Genomic DNA, 14835 nt, shown 5'->3' on the forward strand with positions numbered 1-14835 from the left:
TATATGATGTCTAAATATAGTTAAATAAAAACCATTATGCCCGTATTGTTAGAAATCAAGAAATTTGTTTATAATAACTTTCCTTTTTCTCTATTATTTTTTCAAAAAATTCGTCTAAATATACTTGATAGGCTATTAATGTTACTTTGGATCTATTTAAAAGAAGATTTTTGAGAACCTCATCACCTAATATTATTCTATTTTCCAATATTAGTTTCATGTTGGAGATATTCCTATCTACTACATATAGCGTAGCCTTAAGTTTTTCACCCTTAATTAATATAATTCCATTATCAATTTTTTCAGAAATTTCTCCTATCTTTGAAACTATTTGATTTGCAAAATTTTCTTCTCTATACATTTCATTTAAAGTTGTTTCAAAATCGTAGTCTTCGTCTTTATAAAGTTCAAAGAATGGAACAAAATGTGCTGTAACTATATGTTCTGCCAATTTAAAGGAAGAGCGTCCTAATAATTTTTCAAGACCCGTTTTCTTGTAATCTACATCAAGTATTATTTTTAATTTAGGTTTCTCATTTTCTTTTAAATAGAACTCCATGTTCCAAGAGAATTTTTCTGAATATCCCTTATATTGAATTCCTCCTATAATAAAATACGGTCCTTCCATTTCTCCTAAAATAGTAGTTACCTTAGAATCTGGCGTACCGAATATATATACTACCTTATATTTATCTTAACAAGGGCGTTCAGTAATAAATATTTCGGTTGAACTTCAAGCATAATGTCAACTAAGATTGCCACGTGTACCTTTCAATTCACGTGGCGATTTGGGGAGGATCACTTAGGCTCATAAGGCTTATTATTATACCAAACACTCCAAACTATTCTAGCCAATTTCCTGGCTAAAGCAGTGTACAACTTCTTTCCCTTCAACTTTTCCTTATGGTTCTCGTAAAATTCTAGTAATGTAGGATTACGAGAGTAATTCATCTCAGCGAGGAAGTAGAACAAGCTGCGCAAGTACTTATTACCCTTCTTCGATATTCCCTTACTTACAGTAGCTTTACCGCTCCTCTCAACTATTGGGTCTAAACCACAGTAGGCTACGAAGGACTCAGGGTTAGGAAAGCGTTTAATGTCTCCAACAATGCCTATTATTATTCCCGAAGAAAGTTTTCCTATTCCCGGTATAGTTAATAGAACGTGATTTTCAGACTGTAATTGTATCATTTTCTCTACTTCTTTTATTTTCTCGCTTGTTTCCAGTAGTGCTTTAGATAATACTTCGATTTCTTCAAGTACGATCTTTGTGTACTCTAAGTTGTATAATTGTATTTTGAAGTTTCCTTTAGAGAATTCTTCAAGCATTTCCTTGCTTATTTTTTCCTCGTCACTGACTAGGAATAGTGCTCTTTTTACCCTGTTCTTGTACTTTACTTCAAGGTCTTTTAGGAAGATATATAGTGTTACTAGTTCTTTCAATGGGTTGTAGTTGTACTCCTTTGCCTTGTTTGCCATGTTTATTAGTTTTTCTGCGTCGTAAAAATCTGTTTTCTTTCCTCTCAAGTCCTTCTCCTTCCATAGTATATTTGGGCTTACTTGTAGTATCTTGATCCCTTTTTCCTTGAAGTATTGACATGGTTTTATTGAGTATGCTCCTGTCGGTTCGACCACTATTGTGTTTAGTTTCACTTTTAGTATTTCTTCATAACCCTTCTTGTTGTTCTCGTAGACCCTCCCCTCACTCGTTACTAGATGATCTTTTGATATGTCTATTCCTAGGATCCCTACCTCTTTATCACACCTATATCCGTGCATATTATCACAATGTTCAGTCCGATGGTAGGGGTTTGTCACGCCCCCGTTCGAAGACTTTGCTTCAGTCAAAGGGTCGACCATGTTTCCCAGTTGGAGAGTATTACTCTCCCCAACTAATTAATCTATATAGGTTCAAAGGGGGCGGAAGACTCCATCCGTAAGGGTGGAGATGGATAGCCCCCTTTGTAAAGCTTAAATAATTCTTTTCAAATATCCTATTAATGCCAGACGTAGGGTTACGCTTCAGAGCGTACACTAACGAACAAACATTGAGGGCGTTAAAAGCCCAGTTGAGGTTAGCGTCAGAAGTATACAACACTCTACGTTGGACAGATATCTATTTTCATGAAAGAGACGGAAAAGGACTCACTAAGACGGAGTTGAGGCAACTAGCTCTCGATTTGAGAAAACAGGATGAACAATATCAACATCTATATTCCCAAACACTGCAGCAGATTGCAGACAGATTCTACGACGCTAGACAGAGGTTCTTCGATGGGTTAGCACGTTTCCCAAAGGAAAAGAAAGCACACAAGTGGTACTCCCTCGTCTACCCTCAATCAGGTTGGAAAGTCCTGAAGGTGAGAGAAATAAGGACGAAGAGCAAGAAGAACAAGAAGAAGGTAATAACGCTTCAGCTGTCAAACCTAGGGATCTTCAACGTTATTGTTCATAGGGATTTCCCGCTAGACAAGGTAAAGAGGGTAATAGTCAAGTTAACACCATCAGGGAGAGTGTACATTACTTTCGTTGTGGATCAAGAGTATCCTCAACTCCCAAAGACAAACAAAGTTGTTGCTGTGGATGTTGGTGTAGAGAAACTTCTCACTACCTCTGACGGGGAATATGTCCCCAACCAGAGGCCTTATGAGAAGGCACTCAACAAGATGAAGAAGCTTCATAAAGCTCTTTCAAGGAAGAAGTTCTTGTCACGCAACTGGTTTAAGGCAAAGATTCGTCTAGCGAGGGCTCACGAACACTTGAAGAACCTTAGGAAGGACATGTACATGAAACTTGGTAAGTATTTTGCTGAGCATTATGATGTTCTCGTAATGGAGGACATTCGCGTTAAGCAACTTGTTGGTAAGTCTCTCAGAAGGCTGAGGATGAGGTTACACGATGTTGCTTTTCATGAGCTTAGGAGTATCATGGAGTATCAACTTGGGAAGTACGGTAAGAAACTCACTCTAGTGGATCCTGCTTTTACTTCAATGACTTGTGCTAGGTGCGGGCATGTTAAGAAGGACTTAACTTTGGCTGATCGTGTGTTTGTCTGTCCCAAGTGCGGTTGGGTCGCTGATCGTGATTATAATGCTTCCCTCAACATCCTAAGAAGATCGGGGTCGGAACGACCCTTAGTGCCTGTGGAGCTGAGACCTCTACCTTTGGCAAGCCTCGGCTTTGAAGCAGGAAGCCACGTCCGTTAGGGCGCGGTAGTTCACAATGTTTCCATTAATAGTATGCTTCTGATATTTATAGGAATAATATTAACCATTATTGGCATAATATTCACAATAAAGAAAAGATAAATTATCTAGCTATCTCAAAATCAGAAGCAGAGTTTTTAAATATCAACAATGAAGGCTTCCCTATGTAAAAGTTCCTTATTAGTCCCCTATAGTTAACTTTGATGACCTGCGGTTCTAATACCAGTAATGTAGCATTCTTATCCTCAAATTTATCCATAAGAATACCGTTAGCTATTATTACCGAATTACCGAGTCTTATGCTTGTATTTCCCTTCTTACTGAACAGAAAGTTTAGAAATTCGTCCTTTCTTTCTATAACTTTTTTAGCTTTTAAACGTGTTATTAAGGAACTTACGTTTATAGGTTCATTCAATTCCTTCTCAATGTGCTCCTCATCTTCAGATATACTCTCATTAAGTCTTAATTTCATAGACGACCCGTATTCAAGAGGAATTCCGTTCTTAGTAGAAATTTCTATTATTTTACTTTCAATATCTCTAAATAATTCTTCTAATTGAGAATTATTTTCAACTTCTCTATCTAAAATATTCTTAATCTCGAGATAACTTGAAGAAAGCATTCTCAGTTCATCAATCTCCTTGTCATTCATATTTTGTGTAAATTCTTCATAAGGATTTGAAAAGTAAGATGTACCAATTTCCATAGCATAGTCCTTTCCTTCATACTGATTAAGCTCATTATTAATGATATAATCCTTTGCTTCTCTATCGTTTTTAAAGACTTTCAAAATTTCCATCATAATTCCTGGAAAATAGATTTTTAAACCGTCTCTTACTTCGAAGTTTTCCTTATACATATAATCAAAGCCAAAACATCTTCTTATATCCTTCTCAAATTTTACACAGTCCTTTGATACTGTATTCACGAATATTTTTTCATCAATTCCTGCAATAAAATCCTTGTTAGGATCTGAAGTTTCTATATATAGAAAATCTCCAATTTTAAAGGAATTAGTTTTTATTGCTAGCGCAGCCTTAAACCTAAAATAATGGGATTCGTCTAGAAAACATTCCTCACTATCCGCTTTTTCAGAATAAAGTACGTCTTCACAATTCATTCGAGATACTGTATTTTTGACTTTTTATTTTTTACTAGAATACCTTAATTTCAATCAACATGATAATCCTAGCCCATTTTACCATTATTTATGATTGTAAATATTCTGCACTTGGAAGCTTTTGCTTCAGAAAATTCCTTAGCTAATGGAAATTATTTAGCAATTTCAAATAATATATCTTTAAAATTGGTAAGAAATTCTTAAAGCGTTTTAAAATAAGCATGAATGTATAAAATATAGTAATTCATTCTCTAGAATATGAGTGAAAAAGAACTAGAAGACTTATTCCAGCTTATAGAATGGCCAGAAGATCCGTATAAAGAAGGAAAGAAAAGATATGAGAAAGCAATAGAAAATTTTAGGAAAATAGTTAATCACGCATTCTTTAATTTCGGTAACGATATTAGTATAATAGATTTAGCTGCTGGTACTGGAATAGGAGGAATAGCACTAAGCAAAGTACTGAAAGAAAAAGGATTTAGCGTTAAGCTATATCTAATAGATTTAAGAGAAAATTCGCTTTTAATTGGAAAAAAATTTAGTGAAAGTGAAGGAATATCTTGTGAAATAATAAAAAGTGATGTAAAAAATGTGCATAAACTTGGTTTAAAAGCTGATATAGCACTAATGTACGGAAATGTTCATGCCACCTTTAGTCCTATAGATCTTAATCTAATTATGGCAGCAGTTTCTGAGACACTAAATGAAAACGGCTTATTTATAATACAAGGAATGAACAATTTCTATTATGTGTTTTATGAGAGAGGATACAAAGAAATACTTCCAGAAAAAGTAGACAAAAATAAAATTCTCATTTCTATACATTCGAATTACGATCATTTCAACGGAATGTTTAAGAGGTATTATTTAGATTTAATTTCTGGTAAGAAAATCGGGATAGATATAAGATTTTGGGATTTTGGAGGAATTATAGGTATTTCTAAAATATTCTTTAAAGAAGTGAATTTAATAAGAGATGGTATACTAGGATTTATTTTAGCAAAAAATCCCAGAGGTTTAAAAGTTAAAGATATAGAATAGATTTTTGTATAAGGACTAAGTATATAAAATTAAATATTACTTAATTTACTAATATTATTATCTTAATATGATAAATCTACCGTGTATAAATGATGAAACTTCATATTTGATTTTGCTGATTGCTTTAATTTCTCAAAATAATATTAAACTCATTTTTAATCAATAGATAAATTTAGAATTTATCTTGATCTAGTGAGCTCAAGATCTAAGAAAATTCAACGAGTCTACAAAGAACCACGTATTTTATCAAATTCTATTGTTTCCATATATTTCAACAATATTTTTAGATTTTATACTAAATATTTGGTTATGCTTGATTATATCTGTCAAAAAGTTATATTGTGATTAAATAATATTCTCTCATAATGATTCACGAATTACCTAAGCCCTGGTATGATCCGATAGCATATAAAAAAATTAGATTAGAAGAGGCTAAATTTGAAGCAGAGATAGCCAAGAAGTTTGTAAACGAGAATCTTACTAGAAACGCTACAGGTAAAAATATTTCAAGCATGGGAAGCTTTAGTTGCAGCATTAGCTGTAGATAAACGGAATGAAATTGAGAACAAATATAAAGGAATTGTAAAAATTAAGGAAGGTAAGAAAGTAAAAAGAGCTGATTGGATTATAGCAATAATGCCAACTAGTTATTTAAAAGAAATTTCGATAATCATTGGAGGAGAGATCAATTATTTAACAGATAAGGCAATTTTAATTCATCAATACCAATATAATGGCCCAGATAAGGAAGGAGTTTTAAGTTCGTATAGAAGTGATGAAATAGCTAAAAATGATATATTGACTCTTATTAATGAAATAGAGAAGATTTTAAGCAGATTTAGCTAATCTTTTTAAAAACTAAGGATATTAAGAATTCCTAATTAAATAGATATCAAATAATTGTTCAGAATAACAAATAAAGGTAGAATTTTACTTATAAATAACCTATTTTTCATATATTGTATAATTTATACATCAATTTGATTATTAATATCTATTTTTAAATTTTCCTCGTTAGGAAAAATAATGGAAGTTCACTAACTATAAAATGTATTGGTACCCATGAAATATGGGTACCCATGAAATTCATATTTGGTAGACCTATTGATGAACCTTTTGATAGAGAAGAGGAAATTAAAGCTTTAAATGAATTAATAAGCAGGAATCAACCAACTGCAGTATTAGGCATAAGAAGAATAGGAAAAACGTCTATTATATTAAACGTTCTTAAAAATCAGAATATTCCAAAAATTTATATTAATGTAGAAGATTTTATAGAAGGAAAAAGTATTGACATTATAGGTTTATTTTCATATTTTTCTTCCTCCCTTTTATCTGAGGCTATAAAATTCATGGAACCAAGAAAAAGAATACCTATAGTATTAAAAGAAAAAGGAGAAGAAGCTATAAAAACATTAAGGGAGATTTTAGGCTATATTAAAATAAATTTCAATATAAATTTAGGAAAAGTAGAGATATTTTTAGATAGTACAAAAAAAGGTGGAATCAAAGAAAGTTTAAAGGAATTATTAGATCTTCCTCAAGAAATAAGTGAAAATATAAATAAAAAAATACTAATTGTATTAGACGAATTCCAATACTTAAAACTAGGAGAACAGAACTTTCCAGGACTTTTCCACTCACTAAGAAGTAAATGGCAATTTCAAAATAACGTAGAATACGTAATCTCCGGATCTGCTGTTGGTATGCTTGAGAATATATTTAAGAAAAATCAGCCCTTTTATCAATTTTTCTTTCCAATATATATTAAACCTTTTTGTAAAGACAAATCAGAGGAATTTCTTAGTGAAGGATTTCAAGATGAAGGTAAGACTTTCCTAGAAGATGGAATAAAAAAGGCAGTAGAATACTTGGATGGAATACCTGCATGGTTAAATTATTTCGGAATAAAATCCGTATTAGAATGCAGAACAATAGACGAAAAATGTGCAAATAAGGTAATAGAAGATATCTATAAAGATCCAGTAATTCAAGTTATAATAAAAGACGAATATAATAAACTAGGGAAAAACGCTAGAAAAATACTGAAATTTATAGCTAATAAAGGAGGAGAAGGTAACTTAAGAGGAATAGAACTTTCAAGATCAAGTATAAATGAAGGAATTAAGAGCTTGTTTAATGAAGGATATATTGAAAGGAAAGATAGAGGTGTATATAGAATAATAGATCCAATTATGAGTAAAATTGTCACTATGCTCTAGTACGATTAAAAATAAATTAATTGTCCTAAAAGATTATATTAAAACTACAAAAGCTCCTTTTTAAGTATTTATCTTAAAAATATCATGTAACAGTTGCAAACCACGACCTAAGTTTTACCATAGGCAGAAAACACTAGGCTCTCAGTACATTCGCTATTGTCTCTAATAAGGAACTACACACTTCATATCTAATATAGTTAGATGAGAATTTATCATAGCAACGTTCCTTTCGGGTATAAAGATCTAAGATAAAGAATTATCGGAATTACTAGCGTGTTAAGAAGATTTTCCATAAATATAGAGATTATAAAATTAATATGAATTTAAAAACTAAATGATTTCTCAGAAGCTTTTCTTGACGAAATATCTTTTCAACATTGGACAAGATTTATTTAATAACTTCCGTTTTTAGCAATTATGAAATCAAAAAGTTTGCTGAGTCTAATATAGTTAGTTATCATTACATTAGTTTTAATTACATTATTCTCCATATTTCATTTTCCTGTTTACAATACACAATCAAATAATATTCTTCACAATATAATGAACATAACCCCTTTACCAAAATTACATTATTATAATTTATCTGAACAAGGGTTCAAAGGGGGCGGAAGACTCCATCCGTAACGGTAGACCCAAAATCACCTCCTTAAAAATAAATCTATAGTGTAAATAAGTGTTTCAATTATATTAAATGTAAAATTCTCTGGATTGAATAAATCAGGAAATAAAAGAATTAATAATAATCTAAACTCCTCTCTCCCCACCTCCCCCTTGAATATGGTATATAAGGAGTAGAGCACAAGGGCCAGCACGAAGATCAACGTGCGGAAAACAAACTTAGTAGAACTAGTAAATGGAAGAAAAGCCTTAATGTTCCTATAAGAGGTCTCTATGGGACCTCTTACCTTATTGTACAAATCCAACACTTCCCTCTTGGGCAGATCTAGATTAGTAGCCCTAGCAAAATAAACAAGACTCTTCTTCTTTCTCCTCACTTTTTCCTTGCTATACACGAGAAGCCTGAACTTGACCTGCTCATCCCTCCTATGCCTCTTACTATTAGTTGTGTAATCCCCGTCAAACTCCTCAAACACCTTCACGTCCCCAACAGGCACAGCAATTATATACTTAAACTGTGAAATGAAATTGAGCACATCAACTGTGTAGAAACCAGCGTCAAGAGTTATCAACCTTATCTTGAATCCCATTGCCATTACTTGCTCCACGAGGATCTTCACTATCTCGTCCTTAGTCATACCGTTCACTTGCGGAATAAAGGCAAGTAAAAGTACTTTCCCCTTATACTTGGTTGTTGCAGTTGCGTAGTTCCACGAGAGAGTGTCCCAAGTGCAAATAATTGAATAAATCTATGTAAAGGTTTATAGATAATAATTCAAAAGATATTGTGAATTACTGAGAAATTTTGAATTTTCGCTTGAAGCAAAAAGTCGCGTAATACTTAAAGGGAACCGGGACGATGTAGTACCGATTCACATGAAGCATTGGATAGAATACTACAACGGCCCGGTCCCCTATGAACATTTATCAGCAAGGCATAAAACACTTGTGAAAATGAACTACATGCTGATCACGTCTGAAGTGCTGTCGCGTCTCTCTGACCTCTTCATATTGAGAGCGTTAATAGTTATGATTGTGTGGACGTGCTCCTACAGGGACGTGCGGAGCTACTACGAGTCAGACGTGGTGGTAAGGTGGTTCCTAGGCGAGTACAAGTCTAAGTCGGAGATCCATAGGAGGGCAAAGAAATTTAGGGGAGAGGTAAAGACTCTGTTCAAGGAGTACGCCAAGGAGTTGGAGGGGAAGATGAGTAGACTTGCTGACTACTTACCTAGCAGTGCGTTATACGGAAAGGTTGGAAAGCTGTGGATCGTGGATTCCTTCCTAATCGAGGTACCCTTCGGGAAGAGGAACAAGGAAACATTGAAGAAGAAGTTTGAGCTAGACCTAAGGCAGAGGAAGTACAGGGAGGCGGCTAACACGCTCTTCTTTTACATTAAGTGCAAAGTGAGGAGGAGGTTCAAGGGAGAGTTTACAAAGAAGAGGAACAGGAGTTACTTCGGCTTCAAGGTCTTCAACCTCATGTCGCCTACAATGATAGTTCACGAGATTCAAGTGGAACTGGCCAATTTTCCGGACAATAAGGTTGGCTTCTCTCGCAGCGGTTATAAGGTAGTGGATAGGGGCTTCGTGGGGAAGTCCTCGACCTGGTTGATAGGTTTCTCTAGTTTCAGGAGTGGAGTTCTTTGGGATCTTCTTGAGGAGGTATTGGAGGCCTTACGCTACTGAAAAGGGTATGGTCGAGTTCTTTGTCTACGTTATCGCGTTGATTTACAACTCCTACATCTACACTTCTGTGTTATCGCGTGTTCCGGAGAGTCAACTCGCCCACTAACTTGTACCGCGAGAGTTGATCAAGGTAGTGTGGACTATGTTGGAAATTCTGTTTTTCTCTATACTTGATTATTTTCCATTACAATATAAGCTTAATCTCTCGTTATACTGAAAGATATAATTATATTTTATTCTTAATTAATTATAAAATTGTTTTTCTATCATACTATATTTATTCAATTATTTGCGCTTGGGACACTCTCACGAGTTTCCTTTTTCAGAGCTCCCGAGCCCTTTCACTGGTTTCCCATACCACGTCTTGGTTGTCCAGTCTATTGAAAGATCTATCTCATTCACTCCCTTTAATATCTCCAAGGATATTTTCCTAGCTCTTTCCAATAGCTTTTCAATCACTTCCATCCCTTGTTTCTCTACGTAATTCCTCACGGTCTGTGGGGATACGTCATACGCTCTGGACTTGTTCTCTACTGAATCGTTCCACAAACACGCGGAGATGAGAGTTTTTGCTACCTCATCTACCTTTTCCCCTTGGAAGTTCAACATGGAAAGTAATTTATATCCTATTTGTTGAATGTTATTTTGGTGAGGGAGACCGGGTGTTACCATCTTCCTATCTCACGTGGTAATACTCCATCTCCCTCGCCTTAAACCCTTTCTTCAATTCTTTACACTCTTATAAATTTCTTTATCTTTTATAAATTCGATATTATCCTACCAGAAATATTTTTTCTAATATGATTTTGGGTCTACCGTTACGGATGGAGTCTTCCGCCCCCTTTGAACCTATATAGATTAATTAGTTGGGGAGGGTAATACTCTCCAACTGGGAAACATGGTCGACCCCTTGACTGAAGCAAAGTCTTCGATCGGGGGCGTGACAAACCCCTACCATCGGACTGAACATTGTGATAATATGCACGGATATAGGTGTGATAAAGAGGTAGGGATCCTAGGAATAGACATATCAAAAGATCATCTAGTATCGAGTGAGGGGAGGGTCTACGAGAACAACAAGAAGGGTTATGAAGAAATACTAAAAGTGAAACTAAACACAATAGTGGTCGAACCGACAGGAGCATACTCAATAAAACCATGTCAATACTTCAAGGAAAAAGGGATCAAGATACTACAAGTAAGCCCAAATATACTATGGAAGGAGAAGGACTTGAGAGGAAAGAAAACAGATTTTTACGACGCACAAAAACTAATAAACATGGCAAACAAGGCAAAGGAGTACAACTACAACCCATTGAAAGAACTAGTAACACTATACGTCTTCCTAAAAGACCTTGAAGTAAAGTACAAGAACAGGGTAAAAAGAGCACTATTCCTAGTCAGTGACGAGGAAAAAATAAGCAAGGAAATGCTTGAAGAATTCTCTAAAGGAAACTTCAAAATACAATTATACAACTTGGAACAAAGATCGTACTTGAAGAAATCGAAGTATTATCTAAAGCACTACTGGAAACAAGCGAGAAAATAAAAGAAGTAGAGAAAATGATACAATTACAGTCTGAAAATCACGTTCTGCTAACTATACCGGGAATAGGAAAACTTTCTTCGGGAATAATAATAGGCATTGTTGGAGACATTAAACGCTTTCCTAACCCTGAGTCCTTCGTAGCCTACTGCGGTTTAGACCCAATAGTTGAGAGGAGCGGTAAAGCTACTGTAAGTAAGGGAATCTCGAAGAAGGGTAATAAGTACTTGCGCAGCTTGTTCTACTTCCTCGCTGAGATGAATTACTCTCGTAATCCTACATTACTAGAATTTTACGAGAACCATAAGGAAAAGTTGAAGGGAAAGAAGTTGTACACTGCTTTAGCCAGGAAATTGGCTAGAATAGTTTGGAGTGTTTGGTATAATAATAAGCCTTATGAGCCTAAGTGACCATAAATCGCCACGTGGATTGAAAGGTACACGTGGCAATCTTAGTTGACATTATGCTTGAAGTTCAACCGAAATATTTATTACTGAACGCCCTTGTTAAGATAAACCAACCTAAAGTGTTGAGGAAATTGAGAAATGAGAAAGTTTTCCATCCCTTGTTAAACACGTCCTCAGATATCCTTATTTGTTCTTTATTAAATCTAGGTCCCATAGAAGTTGCTATTCCTAAGACTATAGAAGCTGAGAGATTTCCTAACAAGAGTGAAATTATTGTTAAATCAGGTGAAAGGCCTAATACTGCCGGTATTAAACCAATTGCATACTTTGCGACTGCAGTATTTGATGAGAACCAAAGCGTTAAGATCGAACGTGGTTTTACAGACATACGAACATGTGTTCTACTTATATATTAAAATTATTCTAGGCTAAAATTGATTTATAGCCTATATCTATAAATAAAGGAGGAAGTAATGTTACTTTCAGTTCTTATTTTTAATCTTTCCTTCAAGGAAGTTTTTATGTAAAACAGAGTATATGTCATATCTTATTTTAGATTCTTTTTCAAAGTATTTTATGGATTTATGTTCTTTTATATTAAACTATATAAATCTTCGATCTATTGCTTATGTATTTCCTCTATCTCTTTTAATATTTCTTTTCCTTTATTATTAATTTTTATATTCTTTATCAACTATATATGCTTCCTAATAGTGAACTAATTATACCTCGAATTGAAAATCTCATATGACAATCTAGTAAACATTATGTCTAATGTCCAACTGAAGATATATTACCAAATAGTCTTATAAGATAAAATGATTTATTAACTCTAAAAATATGTAATAATTATAAATTATTTTAATTAATTTTTAAACTTTGACAATTATATATTTCCTATAAAACTAAAATCAGATAATCGATTAAAAACAAAGGTTCTTATGGGTAAATTTCTCTTTACTTTATATAAGTTTACAAAATCTTTAAATTTGTAAATAGATTATTTGCATACATGGATATCTTTGATGCAATTTCAAACGAGCTGAGAAGAAAGATAATAAAATCGTTAGATAAGCCTAAATCTTTCTCTCAACTTTCGGATGAACTTAAGGTAGAAAGTTCAGCGTTAGCTTTTCATTTGAAGAAACTTGATGGGTTAATATCTAAGGATGAGCAAGGTAACTATATACTAACTGAGGAAGGAAAAAGAGCTTTATCCATAATAAATGTAATAGAAAATCAAAATATATCACTTACAAATTCACCTAAGATTCCTATGATAATTCAATACGTAGATAATTTTGTTGTAAATGAAAATATGATAAAAAAATTAAAGGAAGAAGGAAGAAAACTTATTATCAAGGACGTTAATACTGTAGAATTTAAGGAGATAGATCCAGAACTTCTAGATAGTGTATTGGAAAATATAGAGAATGTAATAACTGTTAAATGTCCAGAAGATCTAGTCAATGTAATTTCTTCTAAATCTAAGGAAATAATTTCAGTTGAACATGAGACTGAAGAAACTTCGAAAAATGAAATTGAAATATTTCAACCTGAGAGTTTAGTTGGTAAGTTTATTTCAGCGTTTCTACCGAAAATAAGAATAAACGATAAATTAAAAGTAATTTATGATGGTCCTCTTCAACCTACTAATGATTTACATATAGATCTCGATGGAGGAGTAATAAAAATATCAAAGGGAGAACCACATCTTTTTGCTAAATGCAGGGAAGTAGACGACTTAGATATAGATAAGGATAATATAGAGGCTGATGGCTGCTATATAAAAATTTCCTATCCTGATTTAAATTCTCTTGATGTTACACTGGACGGAGGTAAAATAGATGTCTCAGGATTAAAAATAAACAAATTTTCAGTCGACGTTGATGGCGGATTAATAAACCTCAACGTTTCAATACTTGATGAGGCATACTTAAGTATAGACGGAGGAAAAATTGATGGGAAAATATCGTTTTTACCAAATCAAAATTCTAAACTGACTATAGCTGTGGACGGAGGACTAGGGAACATTTCCATATCTGTACCTAATGACGTTACTGTAATTTCATCTTCTAACATAAACGGTGGAGTAGTTACTTTACCTAAAAGCAGGATAGGTAAAAACGGTATCTTAAACATAAATGCGTCGGTAGATGGAGGAGTAATCAGAGTGAAGGAAGAATGATATACGTCGGAACTTCTGGCTGGGTATACGATTGGAATGAGAAAGGAAATTTAGATTGGTACGTTAAAAATAGCGGTTTAAATGCTGTAGAGCTTAACATGAGCTTTTACAGATTTCCATTTAAAAATCAAGTTAAGTCATGGAAGAAATATAGTATAAAATGGTCTGTTAAAGTTAATAGATACATTACTCACGTCAAAAGAATGAAGGATATGGAAAGCTGGGAAAGATTCTACGAATTAATGGAAGATCTTCATCCTGATTTTTATTTATTCCAATTACCACCAAATTTCAAATACTCTGATGAGAACTTGAAGAGAGTAAAGGAGTTTTCTTCGATTCTTAAGGATAGAATGGCAGTAGAATTTAGAGAAAACGAATGGTATGATAAATTACCTAAGTTAGACTGCACTATAGTTTCTATTGATTCTCCTATAGGAACGTATATTGTCAATACTTCTGGTAAAATATACCTTAGAATGCATGGTAGAGAAGATTGGTATAATTATGAATATAGGGAGAACGAATTGCTCGAAATAGCTGAGAGAATTAAGGATAAAAATCCTAACGATGTTTACGTTTTCTTTAACAATGATCATTACATGTTAGATAATGCCAGAAAGATGAGAGAGATTTTAGATAAAATGTTTAAAGTGTAGAATTGAAATTTAATATTATAATATATAATTAATATCTAAAATGTAATTAAATTTCTTATTAAACTCAATTATTACTTATATAAACTAATTTCTTGTCTTTATATCAATTTGAAGATTATAATGGAGAACTTTTCTT

The 14835-nt window shown here is 33.4% G+C and carries 11 protein-coding genes and 4 pseudogenes; 9 read left to right on the forward strand and 6 right to left on the reverse strand.

Annotated features, from left to right (window positions below; translation table 11 throughout):
- Nucleotides 1-55: 55 nt before the first annotated feature.
- Both DFR85_RS28205 and DFR85_RS28210 read right to left on the reverse strand, forming a co-directional pair.
- A complete protein-coding gene (locus DFR85_RS28205) occupies nucleotides 56-628 on the reverse strand; it encodes a hypothetical protein (protein ID WP_110271154.1) in 573 nt (190 codons plus the stop codon).
- 170 nt (nucleotides 629-798) lie between these two features.
- A complete protein-coding gene (locus tag DFR85_RS28210; protein WP_110271155.1) occupies nucleotides 799-1860 on the reverse strand; it encodes an IS110 family RNA-guided transposase in 1062 nt (353 codons plus the stop codon).
- Between the two features lie 140 nt (nucleotides 1861-2000).
- Between DFR85_RS28210 and DFR85_RS28215 the strand changes: the two genes are divergently transcribed.
- Nucleotides 2001-3206, forward strand: a complete 1206-nt coding sequence (locus tag DFR85_RS28215; RefSeq protein WP_110271150.1) for an RNA-guided endonuclease InsQ/TnpB family protein — start codon at nucleotides 2001-2003, stop codon at nucleotides 3204-3206.
- Nucleotides 3207-3309: 103 nt separating this feature from the next.
- Here DFR85_RS28215 and DFR85_RS28220 read toward each other — a convergent pair whose 3' ends face one another.
- Nucleotides 3310-4326: a hypothetical protein gene (locus DFR85_RS28220; RefSeq protein WP_110271156.1), complete on the reverse strand. Its 1017-nt coding sequence runs from the start codon at nucleotides 4324-4326 to the stop codon at nucleotides 3310-3312.
- A gap of 258 nt (nucleotides 4327-4584) precedes the next feature.
- Between DFR85_RS28220 and DFR85_RS28225 the strand changes: the two genes are divergently transcribed.
- From DFR85_RS28225 to DFR85_RS28235, 4 genes are all read left to right on the forward strand, one after another.
- Nucleotides 4585-5367 carry a class I SAM-dependent methyltransferase gene (locus DFR85_RS28225; RefSeq protein ID WP_246252890.1) on the forward strand — a complete coding sequence of 261 codons (783 nt, stop codon included), beginning with the start codon at nucleotides 4585-4587 and terminating at the stop codon, nucleotides 5365-5367.
- Nucleotides 5368-5732: 365 nt separating this feature from the next.
- On the forward strand, nucleotides 5733-5915 hold the full coding sequence (locus tag DFR85_RS31975; RefSeq protein ID WP_246252891.1) for a PaREP1 family protein: 183 nt from the start codon (nucleotides 5733-5735) through the stop codon (nucleotides 5913-5915).
- Nucleotides 5916-5925: 10 nt separating this feature from the next.
- Complete coding sequence (locus tag DFR85_RS31980) at nucleotides 5926-6213, forward strand: PaREP1 family protein (RefSeq protein ID WP_246253079.1); 288 nt, start codon at nucleotides 5926-5928, stop codon at nucleotides 6211-6213.
- A 233-nt stretch (nucleotides 6214-6446) separates the two neighbouring features.
- On the forward strand, nucleotides 6447-7589 hold the full coding sequence (locus DFR85_RS28235; protein ID WP_110271157.1) for an AAA family ATPase: 1143 nt from the start codon (nucleotides 6447-6449) through the stop codon (nucleotides 7587-7589).
- 641 nt (nucleotides 7590-8230) lie between these two features.
- Here the strand turns inward: DFR85_RS28235 and DFR85_RS28240 are convergent.
- Nucleotides 8231-8926: pseudogene (locus DFR85_RS28240) on the reverse strand (transposase); the annotation flags it as partial.
- 160 nt (nucleotides 8927-9086) lie between these two features.
- On the opposite strand from DFR85_RS28240, the pseudogene DFR85_RS28245 reads away from it, so the two are divergent.
- Nucleotides 9087-10005: pseudogene (locus tag DFR85_RS28245) on the forward strand (IS5-like element ISC1290 family transposase).
- 203 nt (nucleotides 10006-10208) lie between these two features.
- Here DFR85_RS28245 and DFR85_RS28250 read toward each other — a convergent pair.
- A pseudogene (locus tag DFR85_RS28250) lies at nucleotides 10209-10571 on the reverse strand (DUF4322 domain-containing protein); the annotation flags it as partial.
- A gap of 226 nt (nucleotides 10572-10797) precedes the next feature.
- Between DFR85_RS28250 and DFR85_RS28255 the strand changes: the two are divergent.
- Nucleotides 10798-11855: pseudogene (locus tag DFR85_RS28255) on the forward strand (IS110 family RNA-guided transposase).
- 64 nt (nucleotides 11856-11919) lie between these two features.
- Here the strand turns inward: DFR85_RS28255 and DFR85_RS28260 are convergent.
- Entirely contained in the window at nucleotides 11920-12240 is a 321-nt protein-coding gene (locus tag DFR85_RS28260; RefSeq protein ID WP_162582799.1) for a purine-cytosine permease family protein, read from the reverse strand.
- A 624-nt stretch (nucleotides 12241-12864) separates the two neighbouring features.
- On the opposite strand from DFR85_RS28260, the gene DFR85_RS28265 reads away from it, so the two are divergent.
- Both DFR85_RS28265 and DFR85_RS28270 read left to right on the forward strand, forming a co-directional pair.
- Nucleotides 12865-14040: an ArsR/SmtB family transcription factor gene (locus DFR85_RS28265; protein WP_110271159.1), complete on the forward strand. Its 1176-nt coding sequence runs from the start codon at nucleotides 12865-12867 to the stop codon at nucleotides 14038-14040.
- Nucleotides 14037-14699 (forward strand): DUF72 domain-containing protein, encoded by a 663-nt coding sequence (locus DFR85_RS28270; RefSeq protein ID WP_110271160.1) that lies wholly within the window; start codon nucleotides 14037-14039, stop codon nucleotides 14697-14699. Before DFR85_RS28265 ends, DFR85_RS28270 begins: the two co-directional genes overlap by 4 nt.
- Nucleotides 14700-14835 lie beyond the last annotated feature (136 nt).

It is taken from the genome of Acidianus brierleyi (assembly GCF_003201835.2).
In the GTDB taxonomy this organism is placed as follows: domain Archaea; phylum Thermoproteota; class Thermoprotei_A; order Sulfolobales; family Sulfolobaceae; genus Aramenus; species Aramenus brierleyi.